The sequence below is a fragment of the Azoarcus sp. TTM-91 genome, assembly GCF_012911025.1.
Lineage (GTDB): Bacteria > Pseudomonadota > Gammaproteobacteria > Burkholderiales > Rhodocyclaceae > Azoarcus.
Genome location: NZ_WUEI01000046.1, coordinates 1 through 16,671, shown reverse-complemented (window position 1 = coordinate 16,671; position 16,671 = coordinate 1). Strand labels below are relative to the sequence as shown.

At 68.0% G+C, this 16,671-nt stretch carries 18 protein-coding genes and 1 pseudogene; 10 read left to right on the top strand and 9 right to left on the bottom strand.

Annotation, left to right across the window (positions count from 1 at the left end):
• Nucleotides 1-220: 220 nt before the first annotated feature.
• The 9 genes from GRF61_RS13665 to paaN all read right to left on the bottom strand — a co-directional run bounded on the left by GRF61_RS13665 (nt 221) and on the right by paaN (nt 8,718).
• Nucleotides 221-1,198 carry an MBL fold metallo-hydrolase gene (locus GRF61_RS13665; RefSeq protein WP_169151197.1) on the bottom strand — a complete coding sequence of 326 codons (978 nt, stop codon included), beginning with the start codon at nt 1,196-1,198 and terminating at the stop codon, nt 221-223.
• Between the two features lie 90 nt (nt 1,199-1,288).
• Nucleotides 1,289-1,654, bottom strand: a complete 366-nt coding sequence (locus GRF61_RS13660; protein ID WP_348982396.1) for a cupin domain-containing protein — start codon at nt 1,652-1,654, stop codon at nt 1,289-1,291.
• Nucleotides 1,651-3,966 carry a hypothetical protein gene (locus tag GRF61_RS13655; RefSeq protein WP_169151195.1) on the bottom strand — a complete coding sequence of 772 codons (2,316 nt, stop codon included), beginning with the start codon at nt 3,964-3,966 and terminating at the stop codon, nt 1,651-1,653. Before GRF61_RS13655 ends, GRF61_RS13660 begins: the two co-directional genes overlap by 4 nt.
• An 8-nt stretch (nt 3,967-3,974) precedes the next feature.
• Complete coding sequence (locus GRF61_RS13650; RefSeq protein WP_169151194.1) at nt 3,975-4,643, bottom strand: hypothetical protein; 669 nt, start codon at nt 4,641-4,643, stop codon at nt 3,975-3,977.
• 8 nt (nt 4,644-4,651) lie between these two features.
• The gene (locus GRF61_RS13645) at nt 4,652-5,065 is read right to left on the bottom strand and encodes a hypothetical protein (RefSeq protein ID WP_169151193.1); all 414 of its coding nucleotides are present in this window, start codon (nt 5,063-5,065) and stop codon (nt 4,652-4,654) included.
• Nucleotides 5,066-5,069: 4 nt separating this feature from the next.
• Nucleotides 5,070-5,537 (bottom strand): prepilin-type N-terminal cleavage/methylation domain-containing protein, encoded by a 468-nt coding sequence (locus GRF61_RS13640; RefSeq protein ID WP_169151192.1) that lies wholly within the window; start codon nt 5,535-5,537, stop codon nt 5,070-5,072.
• Nucleotides 5,538-5,544: 7 nt separating this feature from the next.
• Entirely contained in the window at nt 5,545-6,024 is a 480-nt protein-coding gene (locus GRF61_RS13635; RefSeq protein ID WP_169151191.1) for a type IV pilin protein, read from the bottom strand.
• Nucleotides 6,025-6,225: 201 nt separating this feature from the next.
• On the bottom strand, nt 6,226-6,837 hold the full coding sequence (gene paaY, locus GRF61_RS13630; RefSeq protein ID WP_169151190.1) for a phenylacetic acid degradation protein PaaY: 612 nt from the start codon (nt 6,835-6,837) through the stop codon (nt 6,226-6,228).
• A gap of 216 nt (nt 6,838-7,053) precedes the next feature.
• Nucleotides 7,054-8,718, bottom strand: a complete 1,665-nt coding sequence (gene paaN / locus GRF61_RS13625; protein ID WP_169151189.1) for a phenylacetic acid degradation protein PaaN — start codon at nt 8,716-8,718, stop codon at nt 7,054-7,056.
• A 282-nt stretch (nt 8,719-9,000) separates the two neighbouring features.
• Here paaN and paaG point away from each other — a divergent pair, with 282 nt between their 5' ends.
• The 10 genes and pseudogenes from paaG to GRF61_RS13575 form a co-directional block, all read left to right on the top strand.
• A complete protein-coding gene (paaG, locus tag GRF61_RS13620; protein WP_248281238.1) occupies nt 9,001-9,819 on the top strand; it encodes a 2-(1,2-epoxy-1,2-dihydrophenyl)acetyl-CoA isomerase PaaG in 819 nt (272 codons plus the stop codon).
• An 88-nt stretch (nt 9,820-9,907) separates the two neighbouring features.
• The gene (gene paaI / locus GRF61_RS13615) at nt 9,908-10,372 is read left to right on the top strand and encodes a hydroxyphenylacetyl-CoA thioesterase PaaI (RefSeq protein WP_169151187.1); all 465 of its coding nucleotides are present in this window, start codon (nt 9,908-9,910) and stop codon (nt 10,370-10,372) included.
• 66 nt (nt 10,373-10,438) lie between these two features.
• Complete coding sequence (gene paaK / locus GRF61_RS13610; protein WP_169151186.1) at nt 10,439-11,761, top strand: phenylacetate--CoA ligase PaaK; 1,323 nt, start codon at nt 10,439-10,441, stop codon at nt 11,759-11,761.
• Between the two features lie 49 nt (nt 11,762-11,810).
• Entirely contained in the window at nt 11,811-12,821 is a 1,011-nt protein-coding gene (gene paaA / locus GRF61_RS13605) for a 1,2-phenylacetyl-CoA epoxidase subunit PaaA (RefSeq protein WP_169151185.1), read from the top strand.
• Between the two features lie 190 nt (nt 12,822-13,011).
• Entirely contained in the window at nt 13,012-13,299 is a 288-nt protein-coding gene (gene paaB, locus GRF61_RS13600; RefSeq protein WP_133594424.1) for a 1,2-phenylacetyl-CoA epoxidase subunit PaaB, read from the top strand.
• 10 nt (nt 13,300-13,309) lie between these two features.
• Nucleotides 13,310-14,098 carry a 1,2-phenylacetyl-CoA epoxidase subunit PaaC gene (gene paaC / locus GRF61_RS13595; protein WP_133594425.1) on the top strand — a complete coding sequence of 263 codons (789 nt, stop codon included), beginning with the start codon at nt 13,310-13,312 and terminating at the stop codon, nt 14,096-14,098.
• A gap of 76 nt (nt 14,099-14,174) precedes the next feature.
• Nucleotides 14,175-14,669, top strand: coding sequence for a 1,2-phenylacetyl-CoA epoxidase subunit PaaD (paaD, locus tag GRF61_RS13590; RefSeq protein ID WP_169151184.1), 495 nt, complete (start codon nt 14,175-14,177; stop codon nt 14,667-14,669).
• A 37-nt stretch (nt 14,670-14,706) separates the two neighbouring features.
• On the top strand, nt 14,707-15,774 hold the full coding sequence (gene paaE, locus GRF61_RS13585) for a 1,2-phenylacetyl-CoA epoxidase subunit PaaE (RefSeq protein ID WP_169151183.1): 1,068 nt from the start codon (nt 14,707-14,709) through the stop codon (nt 15,772-15,774).
• A gap of 88 nt (nt 15,775-15,862) precedes the next feature.
• Nucleotides 15,863-16,507: a TetR/AcrR family transcriptional regulator gene (locus GRF61_RS13580; protein ID WP_169151182.1), complete on the top strand. Its 645-nt coding sequence runs from the start codon at nt 15,863-15,865 to the stop codon at nt 16,505-16,507.
• Nucleotides 16,508-16,544: 37 nt separating this feature from the next.
• Nucleotides 16,545-16,671: pseudogene (locus GRF61_RS13575) on the top strand (3-oxoadipyl-CoA thiolase); the annotation flags it as partial.

Sequence of the window (16,671 nt, the reverse complement as noted above, 5' to 3'; positions counted from 1 at the left end):
GGCCGCTCCCTGATGCCGCCGAGGGATTGCTCCCGCTTCCCCGCGGGAGAGGAGCGGGGAGAGGAGGCGCGGCGTAAGGGCGTCTGTGTTCCGGTCCAGCGCGGCGTGCCCTCTCCCCCGCCTTCACCGGCAAGGGGAGCGGGGCAGATTTGCGGCGCTTTGCAGCGCTGCCGGCGCCTGAGCGCCCAGGCGCCGCTGCTGTTCCGCCGCGCTCAGGCTCTCACCGCGTCGGCGCGTAATCCACCGGCACCCATTCGTAGCTGCCCTTGGTTTCCCGGCGCACATGGCCGAGGCCGGGGAAGGGCAGGTGCATGCCGGCCACCAGCAGTTTTTCCCGCACTGCGCGGGCGAACAGCTTCTGCCGGGTGGCGGAGGCGAGCTTGCGGTCCACGTCGAACTCGATGGTGATCTCCGGATTTTCGAACTGGGTGGCCGCGCTATGCACGATGTCGCCCCACACCAGCAGCTGCTGGCCGCCGGAGGCGATCAGGAAGGCGCTGTGGCCCGGGGTGTGGCCGGGCGCCGCGACTGCGCTGATGCCGGCCAGCAGCTGGGCGCCATCGTCGAAGGTCTGCCATTTGCCGCTCTCGCGGTAGGGCGCGGTGGCGGACTGCGCCATCTGGAAGAAGGGCTTGGCTTCCTGCGGCGCCTTGGCCAGCGCCTCCGCCGGCAGCCAGAAATCGGCATCGGCGCGGGAGGCGTAGACGGTGGCGTTGGGGAAGGCGGGCTTGCCATCGGCGTCGAGCAGGCCGTTCACATGGTCGCCGTGGAGGTGGGTGAGCAGCACCGCGTCGATCTGCGCGGGCTGGTAGCCGGCCGCCTTGAGGTGGTCGATGACGAAGCCGAGCGAGGGGCCGAACTGCTTGGCGGCGCCGGTATCGATCAGCACCAGCTTGTCGCCGGTATTCACCAGGTAGGTGTTCACCGCCGTCTGCAGCGTGTCGCCGGCGCGGAAGCGGCGCGCCAGCAGGCGCTGGATGTCGCGCTGGCTGGCGCCTTTGAGCAGCTTGGCGTCGAGATCGATGTAGCCGTCGTACAGGGCGGTGATTTCGTAGCTGCCGACCATCATCCGGTAGTAGCCCGGCACCTGGGTCTTCACCTGGGGCGCTTCGGCATGGGCGGGCGCCAGCGGCAGCAGCGGGGTGGCGCAGGCGATGAAGGCGGCGGCAAGCCAGCCGCGGGAGCGGGAAAAGCGCATTGCATACACTCCGGGGGGGAAAGTGCGGAATGTAGCGCAGAAGGCGGCGGGTTGGGGCCGGCGCGGGCGCCGCAGCGGCCGGGAGGCGGTTCAGCCGGCGGTGGCGCTGTCCTGGCGCTCGTCTTCCGCGTCGCCGGTGCGCAGGTGCACCGCGACCCACACCGCATCGTCGGACACCGCGTCCACCCGGTGGCGTTGCCGGGCCGGCAGGGTGATCCAGTCGCCCGCGGCCAGTGTCAACCGGGTTCCGTCCTCGAAAGCCAGCGCGGCGCTGCCTGCTGCCAGCAGCACCCATTCGTCCTCCGCCTGTTCGTACCAGAAGCCCGGTGGGCTGGCGTGGCCGTAGGAGACGATGCGTTCCACCCGGCCGAAAGGTGTTTCCAGCAAGACCTCGAAGCGCTCTTCGTCCGCAGGCGGCGGCAGCTTGCCCAGGACACTGCCGCGCGGTGGCGTCACTGGTAGCGGCTCCACAGGATGCGGATGTGGGAGGCGCTGGTTTCCTCGGTGGCGGAGGATGAGGTGCAGCCGGTGCCGGGCTGGTAGAGCTGGTCGCTGGACAGCCCGGAGGTGACGACCTTGAGGCCGCCCTGGCTGATGGTGGTGGTGCTGGTGGCATTGGCGCCCACCGTCAGCGTGCCGAAGATGGTGGTGGTGGCTCCCTCCAGGGTGATGCCCCGGCCGAGCAGGACGTTGCCGTGGATCTCCCAGCCGCTGGAGGACAGCGCGCCCTCGGTCATGATCGCCGTGTTGCCGATGGGCAGGCCGCTATGGGTGGTGCCGCCGGCATCGGTCCAGGTGGCGAAGTTGAAGGTGCTGCCGCTGCGGGTGCACAGGTTGGACGGGTAGAAGCTGCCGCCGCAGGTCTGGCTGACCGTGGCGTAGTTGGGCGCATACAGGGGCACATGGCCGCTGCTGGTCAGGGTGACGTTGCCGGTGGCCAGCAGGGCGTTGTAGAGGTTGGCCTGGGTGCCGCTGTTCACGCCGTTGATCTGCACCTTGCCGTCGAACCACAGCACGCCGGCGGGGAATTTGTACACGCCGTCCAGGGACCAGCCGTTGGCCGGGGTGGAGCTGCGCAGGCAATGGCTGTTGTACCAGCTGCACTGCATGAAATCGAAGCCGCCCAGGGTGCGCAGGTCGGTGGTCGCCAGGTTGTAGGTGCCGTCTATGCTCTCGTTGTTGTCGCCGCGCTTGACGTTCTGCACCTTCAACATCGGCGTGTTGCCGTCGAAGTAGAAGATATAGTTGGCGCCGTCCTTGTAATTGTCGGTGTCTATCGCCTGCACCGTGGTGTCGCAGTAAGGCAGGCCGGGCAGGCCGGGGTCGGTGCCGGCGCGGCTGCGGTTCAGGGTGATGCCGGCCACCGTGGCGTTGTCCGGCACCAGCGTCTTGCTGCTGCTGGCGTACAGATGGCCTGCGATGTTGCCGCCGTTGATGGTGGGGAAGTTGTAGTTGGAGTACTGGGAGTAGCCGGCCTGCGTGGCCCAGGCGTCGCCGCCGCCGGTGAGCTTGCCTATGGTGCCGGTGATGACCTTGAACATGCCGTGCGACATCACGTCGGTGTAGGTGCCGCCCCAGCCGGTGATGGAGACTTCGTTGCCCCACATGGTGCCCACGGTGCCGCCGGCATAGTTCAGTGTGCCGCCGGTGACGCCGGTATGGCTCAGGCTGAAGCTGGCCGGCAGCGTGCCGGAGCCGGAGAGGCGCACCACGTCGGTCGCCAGCGGCGTCACCAGGCCGGCGCTGCTGATGGTGGCGGTGCCCAGCGGCACCGCGTAGCGGGTGCCATCAGTGAGGGTGACGACGATGGTATTGCCGGCCGGGGGCAGGATGTAGTTGGTGCTCAGGATGCTGCCGCCGGTCACCGCGGTGCCAACCACCGCGCCATGGCTGTCCACCACGTTGGCGATGAAGGCGCCCGCCTGCAGCGCGGTGTAGCTGCCGCCGTTCTGGTTGACGTAGAGGTTCTTCGCCCAGAGGGTGACGGCGCTGGGCTGGCTCATGTTCGAGATGGTGATGTTGCCTTCGGAGTACAGCGTGGCGCCGTTGGCGATACCGCCACCGGTGAGCGAGATGTCGTTCTTGCTGCAGCCGGAGGTCATCGCGGTGGAGGCGCTGCCCACCGTGAGGTTGCCGCTGATGGCGACGTTGGTCAGCGCATTGTTGCTGTTGACGATCTGCATCGAGCCGCCGCTGTAGTTCACATCGCCGTTGAACACCATCACCGCCTTGGGCGATGCGGCGCAGGCGGTGGCGCCGGGCACCGTGCTCTCTGTCGTGCTCGTCTCCAGGCTGTACACCACCTCCAGCGTGGCCCGGGCCTCGGCCTTGCCGCTTTCCTCGGTGATGCCGGTGATGGCGGCCCAGATGGCGGGCGCCGCGCCGCTGACGTCAACCTTGGTGAACTTGGCCTGGATGCCGCTCAGCGCGGTGCCGTCGGCCTGTTGCAGGGTGATGGGCACATTGGTGGGCTTGAGGCCGGTTTCGCTGTTGGCGGTGTTGAGCTTGGTCACCAGGCCGTCCAGCTCGCCGCGCTGCTGCAGGCCATCCAGGTATTGCCGCACGATCTCCGCGCCGGTCCAGGCGCGGATCTGGGCCTGGGTCTGGGCGTGCAGCGCCACCGCCTGCTCCTGGCTGCCGCGGATGCGGTACATCACCCCCAGTACCGCGGCGGACAGCGAGAAGCCGGCGAACAGCACGATGAGGATGGTGGCGACACCTCGCTGGCGCTTGCGCGTGGAGAAGCGGGAAGGAAGCGTGGCGCGCATGGCGGGGCTCAGGTGGTGGTCGCCGGGAAGTTCGGCAGGCAGACGGTGGAGGGCATGGACGGGCGGGAGGTGTCCAGGCTGCCGCTGCTGTCGAGGTAGTTGGCGGTGAGGCCGATGGTGAGCGCGCCGGCGCTGTCGGTGACGCCGAAGGGTTTGCAGTCGCCAGCGGTGGCGACCATCTCGATGGCGATGCGGTTGTCGCCGCCGGCCGAGCCCACCAGCTTGAAGGTCGAAGTCCAGGCCACGCTGGTCGCCGCCGTGCCGGCGTTGCTGCAGGCATTGGTGGTGGAGAGGAAGTACAGGATCTGGTTGGTGAATACCAGGCCGTAGCAGGTGTTCTGCTCCCGCCAGACGACGGCGTTGCCGCTGCCCGGCAGGCTGCTCTGCACCGTGCCGGACAGGCGGTTGTTGCTCAGCGTGGTATCCGAGAGCACGACGATTTCGTTGCCGTAGCTGGCGCTGTCGATCAGGAAGCCGGCGCCCTGGAGCTTCTTCTGCGCCGCCAGCAGGCCGGTGCTGAGTTGGCCGCTGAGCTGGGCGCCCTGGCCGGCGTCCACGGTGACGCGCAGCGTGCTCTTGTAAACAGAGAGCATGGCGAGCACGACCAGCATGGACAGCAGCAGGCCTATCATCAGGCTGATCAGCGAGATGCCTTGCTGGCGGCGGAGGGCGTTCATGGCCGTGCTCATTGCAGCGAGATCACGATGGAGCCGTCGCCGCCGAACAACTCGCGGGTGACGTCGCTGCCGGCGGTGGAAACGGAGGTCAGCGTCTTCACGCTGGCCAGCGTCTCGCTGGTTTCGGTGCCGTTCATGGTGTAGCGCACGGTGACGTTCTCGGTGGTGCACTCCGGCGAGAAATCCACCGACTTGCCGGCCAGGGTGATCGTCACCGTGTCGGTGGCGCAGGGCTCGCTCACATGCTGCAGTTTCTCGCGGATCTCGGCGATCGCCAGGTTCTGGGTGTTGAGGTAGCGCTGGCTGTTGGCGGCGCGGGCGGTGGAGTAAGCCAGGCCGAGGCCGACCACCGCCATCAGCACGATGCCGATCAGGGCTTCGAGCAGGGCGTCGCCGCGCTGGCGGCCGGCGGTCGTCTTCATCGTCTCATTCCAGCAGGCCACTGCTGCTCTCCCCACCTTTGCTGATCGAATACCGGCGCGCCGTGGCCGAGGAGCGCGGCACGCCCATGTTGTCCAGCGCGATCGTCCCGCTGGCGGCGCCGCCCAGGGTGACGCTCACATTGGCGCCGCGCGACAGGTCGGCCTGCCACACCACGGCGCTGCCGCCGGCGGTGCAGTTGGCGTTGGTCGGGCTGCCCTTGCAGACGTAGAGGATGCCGTCCGCCAGTTTCATCCCGGCGGCGTCGGTGCTGCCGGCGACGCCATTGGGATTGCGCAGCGCAACCGCCCGCATCTGCGCATAGGCCTGCGCCAGCAGGCTCTCGCTCTCGCCCACCTGGGCGCCATAGATCCAGCGCGAGGTAAGCGGCACACCCAGGATGGCGAGGATGGACATGATGACGATGACGATCATCAGCTCGATCAGGGTGACGCCGCTGAGCCGCCGCTTCATCGCGGTCTCACCAGGTATCGCCGGACAAGCCGCAGCCCGAGGTGGCGGAACGCGTGGTGTTGCCGGTGTGGGGAACGACGAGGGTGACGTCGCAGCCGCTCATGGGGCCGCTCTTGCCAGTGGCCTTCAGGGTGTACTGCGTGTTCTCGAAAGAGGAGGAATAGGTGAAGAACTCCGCCACCGCCGCGCTCCAGCCACCCTGCCAGTCGTCGGTATCGGTGGAGTCGGTCGGGTAGCTGAGTTTCTTCTGGTAGAAGTTCTCGACGTTCAAGCTGAGGGCAACCAGGTCCGCGCCGGCCGCCTTGGCGCGGCTCTTCTTGATATAGGACTGGTAAGCCGGCAGCGCCACCGCGGCGAGGATGGCGACCACGGCAACCACGATCATCAGCTCGATCAGGGTGAAGCCGCCGGACCTGCGCGGCGCGGAGGCGAAAAGTGGTGTGCCAGCGGAAGGTCTATTACCAGCGTTAGGGGGAAGCGCAGCCATCGCGGTACCGGAGAGTCTTTGGCGACGCAGGTGTGGAAACGATTTCCACGAGAAAAGACCATACGCCGTCTACGGTCTAGATGCTAACAAAGGCATAGATCGACTACTAGGCACTAGGTCACGGCATTTCCTGTCTTTAGCTGACATTACGTGCATGGGATATCCGCCCGTCCACGTCATGCGGCCGGGCCGGGATCGCGCCTAGGCGCCGCCGTGTTTCTTCGCATCCACCAGGGGTACGACGCCGGGCATCTCGAAGCGCTGGCGGCCGGGTTCCATCTCGGTCAGCGGCGCGCAGGGGCGCAGCGTGGCCAGGCTGCGCACGGCCAACTCCTGGTAGGTACGGGTGCCGTCGCCCTTCCAGCCTATTTCCTGGGCGCTGAGGTCACGCACGATCTTCGCCGGCATGCCGGCCACCAGCTTGCGCGGCGGTATCTCCATGCCGGCCTTGACGAAGGCGCAGGCGGCGACGATGGCTTCCTCACCCACCACCGCGTTGTCCATGATCACCGCGTTCATGCCCACCAGCGCGTTGCGGCCGATGCGGCAGCCGTGCAGCACCGCGCCGTGGCCGATGTGGCCGTCTTCCTCCACCACCGTGTCGGTGCCGGGGAAGCCGTGCATGGTGCAGTTGTCCTGGATGTTGCTGCCGGCCTCCAGCACCAGGCGGCCGAAGTCGCCGCGCAGGCTGGCGAGCGGGGCGACGTAGCAGCGCGGGCCGATGATGACGTCGCCGATCAGCACTGCGTCCGGGTGGACGTAAGCGCTGGGGTGGATGACTGGCCGCAGGCCGTCGATTTCGTAGCAGGGCATGGAGAGGTGCTCCTTGCGGATGAGGCCGGATCACATGAAGGCATCCGGCCCGGGCGTCTGGGAACGTGCGTTGCGTTGCGTGGTGGCGATGGCGCCGCGGCCGGCGCGGCTGTCGTGGCCTGCGGCTGCCCTCGCACACGTCCTGCGCTCGGCACGACAGACCTTGCCGGCCCACGGCGCCACCGCCCTCTGGGGAAGTGGTGGGCCGCTCAGCCTTTACTCGACGTGATACCGCCGCTGCACCACCCGGAAGCGGTTGGCGACGAAGGCGGCGTCGGAGTAGCTGGCGTTGGCCGCCGGGTTCATGCCCACGCCGTGATAGTCGGAGAACGCGGCCGACTGGTTCACGAACACCCCGCCGGTGAGGTTGATGGACAGCGCCACGCCGGCGCGCAGCGTGGCCTCGGTCATCGCTTCCAGCACTTCCGGCCGGGTGGAGTAGATGCCCACCGTCAGCGCGCCGTGCTCGCGCACGATGCGCTCCGACAGCGCCACCGCGGCGGCGCCGTCGGCTACCTTGACGATGAAGGAGATGGGGCCGAAGCGCTCCTCCATGTAGCTCTTCTCGTCGGCAGCGTCGCAGGTCAGCAGCACCGGGGTGCGCACCTCGGCCTTGGGGAAGTCGGCATGCTCGACTTTGCGCGAGGCCAGCACCACCTTGCCGTACTCGCCGGCTTCGTCGATGCGCGCCAGCGTGGCTTCGGACTGGATCGCGCCCAGTACCGCGGTGGCGGTGGCCGGATCGGCGAGGAACTTGTCGATGGCCGCAGCCAGGTCGGCCGCCACCTCGTCGAAGCTCTTGCGGCCCTGGTCGGTGTCGATGCCGCCGGCCGGCACCAGGATGGCCTGGGTGGTGGTGCACATCTGGCCGGCGTACAGGCTCAGCGTGAAGGCGAGGTTGCGCAGCATCGCCTTGTAGTTGTCGGTGGATTCGATCACCACGTTGTTCACGCCGGCCAGTTCGGCATACACCTGCGCCTGGCGGGCGTTGTCCAGCAGCCACTGGCCGAACACATTGCTGCCGGTGAAGTCGATGGACTTCACCGCCGGGTCGGTGGCCAGCGCCTGGGTGTCGGCGCGCTTGTCCACCACCGCCAGCGTCACCGTGTTCGGGTCCAGGCCCTGCTCGGCCAGCACTTCGCGGGCGATGCGCACCGTCAGCGCCGCCGGCAGGATGGCGTTGCTGTGCGCCTTGACGATCACCGGGTTGCCGGTGGCCAGCGCGGCGAACAGGCCGGGGTAGGTGTTCCAGGTGGGGAAGGTGCCGCAGCCGATCACCAATGCCACGCCGCGGCCAACGATCTCGTAGTGCTTCTGCATCTTCAGCGGCGGGTTCTTGCCCTGCGGCTTCTCCCATACCGTCTCCGCCGGCACCTTGCTCATCTCCGCCCAGGCCCAGGCCACCGCCTCTAGGCCGCGATCCTGCGCATGCGGGCCGCCGGCCTGGAAGGCCATCATCCAGCCCTGGCCGCTGGTCATCATCACCGCGTGGGCGATCTCGAAACTGCGCTTGTTCAGGCGGTCGAGGATTTCCAGGCAGACGCCGACGCGGCCCTGCGCGCCCACCTTGCGCCAGGCCGGCATCGCCGCCTGCGCCGCTTCCACCAGCACCGCCGGCGTGCTCACCGGGTAGCGCACGTCCAGCGCGATGCCGTAGGGCGAGCGTTCCGGCGAAGTCCAGCCGGTAATACCGGGCTGGCCGAGCTCGAATTCCTTGCCCAGGCAGGCCTCGAAGGCCTTCTTGCCGTCATCCGCGGCGGTTTCGCCATAGACCTTGGGGCTGGGCATCTCCGGGTAGGGCGTCCAGTAGCCACGACCGTGAATGGCTGCGACGGCGGCGTCCAGGGTGGCTTGATGCTTCTCGAACAGCGGGTGGCTCATCGGGTGTCTCCTCCGGTAGGGCTGGGCGGCGCGCCCCGCGTGGGGGCTGGTTTTCTCGTGCTTGCCGGATGTTGCGTTGCGGCAAGGAAAGTCAAGCACAAAGGGCTTGTTTTTTGATCTGGATCAAGCCTACTATTGATTGACCGGTCGGTCAAACAACGCCGAAAGCCAGTCGGGAAGCCCGACGAAGCCAGGTGGCGCGACCGACAACGAGAACGATAATCCCGCGGCGTGCGGTGCGCACGATCCCAACCCATGAACGCGGAAAAAGGAGAGAGACACATGAGCGGTGAAGCGACGACCTTCGGCGAGGCCATTCTTCTGGACGTCAGCGGCGGCGTGGCCACGCTGACGCTGAACCGGCCGGACCGGCTGAACAGCTTCAACGACGGCATGCATCGCGAGATGCGTGCGGCGCTGGCCGCGGTGAAGGCGGGGCGCGAGGACGGCAGCGTGCGCGTGCTGGTCATCACCGGCGCCGGCCGCGGCTTCTGTGCCGGGCAGGACCTGTCGGACCGCAACGTCTCCGCCGGTGCCGAAGCGCCCGACCTCGGCGCCTCCATCGAGAAGAACTACAAGCCGCTGGTGATGGCGCTGCGCAACCTGGAACTGCCGGTGATCGCGGCGGTGAACGGCGTCGCCGCCGGTGCCGGCGCCAACATCGCGCTGGCCTGTGACATGGTCTTCGCCGCCCGTTCCGCCAGCTTCATCCAGGCCTTCGCCAAGCTCGGGCTCATCCCGGACACCGGCGGCACCTGGGCGCTGCCCCGCCTGCTCGGCCCGGCGCGCGCCCTCGGCCTCGCCCTGCTGGGCGACAAGCTGCCGGCCGAACAGGCTGAAGCCTGGGGCCTGATCTGGAAGTGCGTGGATGACGAGGCGCTGCTGCCCACCGTGCAGCAGGTCGCCGCCCAGCTCGCCGCCGGCCCCACCTTCGGCTATGCCCAGACCAAGAAGGCGATCTGGTCCAGCTCCACCAACGACCTGGAAACCCAGCTCGACCTGGAACGCGACCTGATGCGCCAGTGCGGCCGTTCCGCCGACTACCGCGAAGGCGTGGCCGCCTTCATGGAAAAGCGCGCGCCGCGATTCACCGGCAAGTAAGCAGCGCCCCTGCGCGGCCGGCTTGCACGCCGGCCGCGCGGCAAAACGGATCACACCAATAAAAACGACCCGGATGGAGAGACAAGGCATGAGCGAAGCCCAATACCGTGACATCGCCGGCGGCCTGGACCCGCAGGCCCTCGCCGAGCGCGTGCGCGACGGCATGTACGAGCGCGACCAGGCGGCGCGCAGCCTGGAGATGGGCTTCACCGCCATCGGCCCCGGCATCGCCACGATGACCATGCGGGTGCGCGAGGACATGCTCAACGGCTTCCGCATCTGCCACGGCGGCTTCATCACCACCCTGGCCGACACCGCCTTCGCCTACGCCTGTAACAGCGGCAACGAGCAGACGGTGGCCTCCGGCATCAGCGTGGACTTCATGGCTCCAGGCCGCCCGGGCGACGTGCTCACCGCCGCCGCCCAGCGCGTCTCCGAATCCGGCCGCACCGGGGTGTACGACATCACCGTCACCAACCAGAGCGGTGAACTCATCGCGGTGATGCGCGGCAAGTCCTACCGCATCAAGGGCCGGCCGGTCGTCGAACTTTAAAGAAGCAAGAGGGGCGGCCGCCGCGGCGGCACGCAACCCGGAACCGACAGAGAGAGGAGAAAGGACATGCCGTTGAACAGCTACGCGCCGCCCCAGCTGGAGCCGATCGAGAAGGCCAGCGTGGACGAGCTGCGCGCCGTGCAGCTCGAGCGCCTGAAGTGGACCCTGCGCCACGCCTACGAGAACGTGCCGCACTACCGCAAGGCCTTCGACGCCAAGGGCGTGCATCCGGACGACTTCAAGTCCTTCTCCGACCTCGCCAAGTTCCCCTTTACCGCCAAGGGCGACCTGCGCGACAACTACCCCTTCGGCATGTTCGCGGTGCCGATGGACAAGATCGCCCGCGTGCATGCCTCCTCCGGCACCACCGGCAAGCCCACCGTGGTCGGCTACACGCTGAAGGACATCGACACCTGGGCCACCGTGGTGGCGCGCTCCATCCGCGCCGGCGGCGGCCGGCCGGGCGACATGGTGCATGTTTCCTATGGCTACGGCCTCTTCACCGGCGGCCTGGGCGCCCACTACGGCGCCGAGAAGCTGGGCTGCACCGTGGTGCCGATGTCCGGCGGCCAGACCGAGAAGCAGATCCAGGTGATCCAGGACTTCAAGCCCAAGATCATCATGGTCACCCCCTCCTACATGCTCACCATCCTCGACGAGATGGAGCGCATGGGCATCGATCCCAAATCCACCTCGCTCAAGGTCGGCATCTTCGGCGCCGAGCCCTGGACGCCGGCGATGCGCGAGGCGATGGAAGCCCGCTCCGGCATGGACGCCGTGGACATCTACGGCCTCTCCGAGGTGATGGGCCCGGGCGTGGCCAGCGAGTGCGTGGAGACCAAGGACGGCCCCACCATCTGGGAAGACCACTTCTACCCCGAGATCATCGATCCGCAGACCGGCGAAGTGCTGCCCGACGGCGCCGAGGGCGAGTTGGTGTTCACCTCGCTCAGCAAGGAAGCGATGCCGGTGATCCGCTACCGCACCCGCGACCTCACCCGCCTGCTGCCGCCGTCGGCCCGCAGCATGCGGCGTATGGCCAAGATCACCGGCCGCTCGGACGACATGCTGATCATCCGCGGCGTCAACGTCTTCCCCACGCAGATCGAGGAACTGATCTGCCGCATGCCCAAGCTCGCGCCCCAGTACCTGCTGGAACTGGACAAGCAGGGCCACATGGACACGCTCACGGTGAAGGTCGAAATCAACCCCGAGGCTGGCGTCGGACGCCATCCGGAGCAGAAGGAAGCGCTGGCCAAAGAGCTGGCCCATGGCATCAAGAACCTGATCGGCATCTCCGCCAAGGTCATCGTCGGCGAGCCCTTCAGCATCGAACGCGTCACCGTCGGCAAGGCCCGGCGGGTGATCGATCACCGCCCGAAATCCTGAACCCCCGCGCGGCGCCTCGCCGCCGCGCCCCCGCAAGCAAGGAGGTCCCATGTACACCCAAGCTTTGGATATCCCCCAACAGAACGCCGACGCCAAGCCGCTGCGAGCCGTCGAGAACGCCGCCTACCAGGCCGAGTTCGACGCCAAGGTGGACGCCGGCGGCTTCATCGAGGCCAAGGACTGGATGCCTGAGGCCTACCGCAAGACGCTGATCCGCCAGATCAGCCAGCACGCCCACTCCGAGATCGTCGGCATGCTGCCCGAAGGCAACTGGATCAGCCGCGCGCCCAGCCTCAAGCGCAAGGCCATCCTGCTCGCCAAGGTGCAGGACGAGGGCGGCCACGGCCTCTACCTCTACGCCGCCGCCGAAACCCTGGGCGTGTCGCGCGACGAGCTGATGGACGCGCTGCACAGCCGCAAGGCCAAGTACAGCTCCATCTTCAACTACCCCACGCTGAACTGGGCCGACGTCGGCGTCATCGGCTGGCTGGTGGACGGCGCCGCGATCATGAACCAGATCCCGCTGTGCAAGTGCAGCTACGGCCCCTACGCCCGCGCCATGATCCGCGTCTGCAAGGAGGAGTCCTTCCACCAGCGCCAGGGCTACGACCTGCTGCTCACCATGATGCGCGGCACGCCGGAACAGCAGGAGATGGTGCAGGACGCGGTGAATCGCTGGTGGTGGCCCTCCATCATGATGTTCGGCCCGCACGACAAGGACAGCGTGCACACCGACTCAGCGCGCTGGGGCATCAAGCGCATCTCCAACGACGATCTGCGGCAGAAGTTCGTCGACGCCACCGTCAAGCAGGCCGAAGTGCTGGGCGTGACCCTGCCCGACCCCGAGCTGAAGTGGAACGAGGAACGCGGCCACTACGACTTCGGCGCCATCGACTGGGAAGAATTCTGGAACGTGGTGAACGGCCACGGCCAGTGCAACGTCGATCGCCTGGCCGAGCGGGTGCAGGCCTGGGAAGAGGGCGCCTGGGTGCGCGAAGCCGCCCTGGCCCACGCCGAAAAGCAGGCCGCGCGCGAGAACGCCGGCCGGGCCGCCGCCTGAGCGGCAAGCAGAACACCCCCGCCGGCACCGCGCCGGCGGATACGAGACAAGCGCTCCCGGTGCCCGCGGGCCCGGAGAGCGCGTGGAGGAAGTCCCGGCCGGCGCCGACCAGGCCGGGGCCTCTCGAGCAGAGAGAAACCCACCAAGAACAGAACGCAGCGGGTGGCATCGCCGCCCCAGGAGGAAACAGATGGAACGCAAGGAATGGCCGCTGTGGGAAGTCTTCGTCCGCAGCCGCAACGGGCTGGACCACAAGCACTGTGGCAGCGTGCACGCCCCCGACGCCAAGCTCGCGCTGCAGGTTGCGCGCGATGTTTACACCCGCCGCCAGGAAGGCGTGTCGATCTGGGTGGTGAAGGCGGACAACATCGTCGCCTCCGATCCGGACGCCAAGCCCGAACTGTTCGACCCCGCGGAGGACAAGATCTACCGCCACCCCACCTTCTACCAGCTGCCCGAAGAAGTCGGCCACATGTAAGGAGATGGCGATGAGCGAACAGACCCTGGCCGCCGCCCCCGGCACGGCCACGCCCGAGCAACTGGAATACCTGCTGCGCCTGGGCGACAACGCCCTCATCCTCGGCCAGCGCCTGTCCGAGTGGTGCGGCCACGCGCCGGTGCTGGAAGAAGACATGGCGCTCGCCAACATGGCGCTGGACCTCGTCGGCCAGGCCCGCCTGCTGCTGACCCACGCCGGCCAGAGCGAAGGCCGCGGCCGCGACGAAGACCAGCTCGCCTTCCTGCGGGTGGAGCGCGACTACCGCAACGTCACCCTGGTCGAGCTGCCCAACGGCGACTTCGGCCGCAGCGTGGTGCGCAACTTCCTCTTCTCCGCCTTCCAGGTGCTGCTCTACGGCCGCCTCTCCAGCTCCGCCGACGCCGGCCTCGCCGCCATCGCCGCCAAGAGCCTGAAGGAAGCGCGCTACCACATGAGCCACGCCGCCGAATGGACCATCCGCCTGGGCGACGGCACCGCCGTGTCCCACGACAAGGCCCAGGCCGCGCTGGATTACCTGTGGCCCTACACCGCCGAACTCTTCGCCGCCAGCCCGGCGGACGACGCGGTGGCCGCCGCCGGCATCGGCCCAGCGTGGAGCGAGCTGGAAGCCGAATGGGAAGACCTGGTGCTGCCGGTGCTGGCCGAGGCCACGCTGACCGTGCCGGCGCGGGTGCCGTTCAAGACCTACGGCAAGTTCGGCCGCCACAGCGAACACATGGGCCACCTGCTGGCGACCATGCAGTACATGCAGCGCACCTACCCGGGCGCGCAGTGGTAGCAGCGGCGCTGGAAAAGCCCGCCACGGCCATCGGCCACCGCGGACTTTCCACCCGCCTCACTGGAGACGAACGAGCATGTTGACCGAAGCCCAGGCCTGGAAGGCGCTTGCCGCGGTACCCGATCCGGAGATTCCGGTGGTGTCGGTGACCGAGCTCGGCATCGTCCGCGAAGTCAGGGCCGAGACCGACGGCCTGCGGGTGGTGGTGACGCCGACCTATTCCGGCTGCCCGGCCACCGAGATGATCGCCAGCAGCATCGAGGAGGCCCTGCTCGCCGCCGGCGCCGGCCGGGTGTCTATAGACACCCGGCTGGACCCGGCCTGGACCAGCGACTGGATAGGCAGCGAGGCGCGGGAAAAGCTGCGCGCCTACGGCATCGTCCCGCCTAGCGGGCAAGCCGCGGTCGGCGGCGCGCGGCCGCTGCACTTCGTGCGCCGCAGCCCGCTCGCCTGCCCGCGCTGTGGCTCCACCGATACCACCCGCCTGTCCGAGTTCGGCTCCACCGCCTGCAAGGCGCTCTACCGCTGCCGCAGCTGCCTGGAACCCTTCGAATACTTCAAGCCGATCTGATCCCGCCGCAACGTCGGCGGGGCACGGAGACACCGACATGACGCCGAAATTCCACCCCCTGAAGATCGCCGAGGTGCGCCGCGAGACGCCGGACGCGGTCAGCCTGCGCTTCGACATCCCGGCCGAACTCGCGCCGGACTACGCCTTCATCCAGGGCCAGCACCTCACCCTCAAGGTCCGCGTCGGCGACGAGGACCTGCGCCGCTCCTACTCCATCTGCGCCGGGGTGGACGACTGCGAACTGCGCGTCGCCATCAAGAGGGTGGATGGCGGCCGCTTCTCCACCTGGGCCAACGAAGGCATACAGGTTGGCGACGTCGTCGAGGTGATGACGCCGGAAGGCCGCTTCCACACCCCGCTGGACCCGGCCCACGCCAAGCACTACGTCGCCTTCGTCGCCGGCAGCGGCATCACCCCGGTGCTGTCGCTGATCAAGACCACGCTGAAGGCCGAGCCCAGGAGCCGCTTCACGCTGGTCTACGGCAACCGCCGCCAGACCAGCGTGATGTTCGCCGAGGCGCTGGAAGACCTGAAGAACCGCTACCTGTCGCGCTTCACCCTGTACAACCTGTTCTCCCGCGAAGAGCAGGAGGTGCCGCTGTTCAACGGCCGGCTGGATGCGGCCAAGGTGGCCCAGTTCCTGGACACGCTCATTCCGGCGGACAGCATAGACGAAGCCTTCATCTGCGGCCCCGGCGCGATGATCGACGAAGTGGAAGGCGCCCTGCTCAGGGGCGGCCTGGCTGCCGAGCATGTGCACCTGGAACGCTTCGGCATCCCCGGCTCCGCCCCGGCCCACCGTGCCGAGGCCGGCGACGCGCCGCAGGCCCGCATCACCGTGGTGGCCGACGGCCTGCGCCGCGAGATGGATTTCCGCCCGGAAGACCCCTCCATTCTCGATGTCGCCCTGCGCAGCGGCATGGACTTGCCCTACTCCTGCAAGGGCGGCGTCTGTTGCACCTGCCGCGCCAAGGTGCTGGAAGGCAAGGTGCGCATGGACAAGAACTACACCCTGGAGCAGGCGGACGTGGACGCCGGCTACGTGCTCACCTGCCAGGCCCATCCGCTGACCGAGCGGGTGGTGATCAGCTTCGACGATCGTTGAGCGGCACGCATGCGCGCCTGTCGCGCATGCCTTGGCTCTTGTAGAGTTGCGGGTTTCGCCGGCAGCCGCCGGTGCGGGAAAGGAACACATGGCCAGGGGCAAGTCAGCCACATTCGAGCAACAACGCGGCGCCATTCTCGCGGAGGCGGCGCGGCTGTTCGCCGAAAAAGGCTTCCACAACGCTTCCATGGCCGAGCTGGCCAAGGCCTGCGGCGTCTCCAAGCCGCTGCTGTACCACTACTACCGCGACAAGGAGCACATCCTCTTCGACATCGCCGACAGCTACATGGACCAGCTCCAGGCCATCGTCGTCGACGTGGAGGGTGAGGGCAGGGCGGCCGAGCCGCACCTGGCCGAACTCGTGATGCGCTTCATGAAGGAATACGAGCATTCCCAGAGCCAGCACGTGGTGCTGGTGCAGGATGTGAAGTTCCTCCAGGCCGAGCAGTCGCGGCAGGTGGTGGAAAAGCAGCGCCGGGTGGTGGCGGCCTTCGCCGATGCCATCGAGCGGGTGGAGCCGGGGCTGAAGCGGCGGCGGCTGGACAAGCCGGTGGCCATGATCCTGTTCGGCATGATCAACTGGACCTTCACCTGGCTGCATGCGGATGGCCGCTTCACCTACGCCGACATGGCGCCGGTGGTCACCGCCATCCTGCTCAACGGCGTGAAAGGCCTGCTGGCGACTGAAACCCTGCGCGCAGCCCCGGCGCATACCACCGCGGACGCCGCCTGAGCGCGCCGCGAAACGACAACGACAAGGAGCAACCCCAGTGAGTGAAGTCTTCATCTGCGACGGCATCCGCACCCCCATAGGCCGCTACGGCGGCGCCCTCTCCGGCGTGCGCGCCGACGACCTCGCCGCCCTGCCGATCAAGGCGCTGATGGCGCGCAACGCCG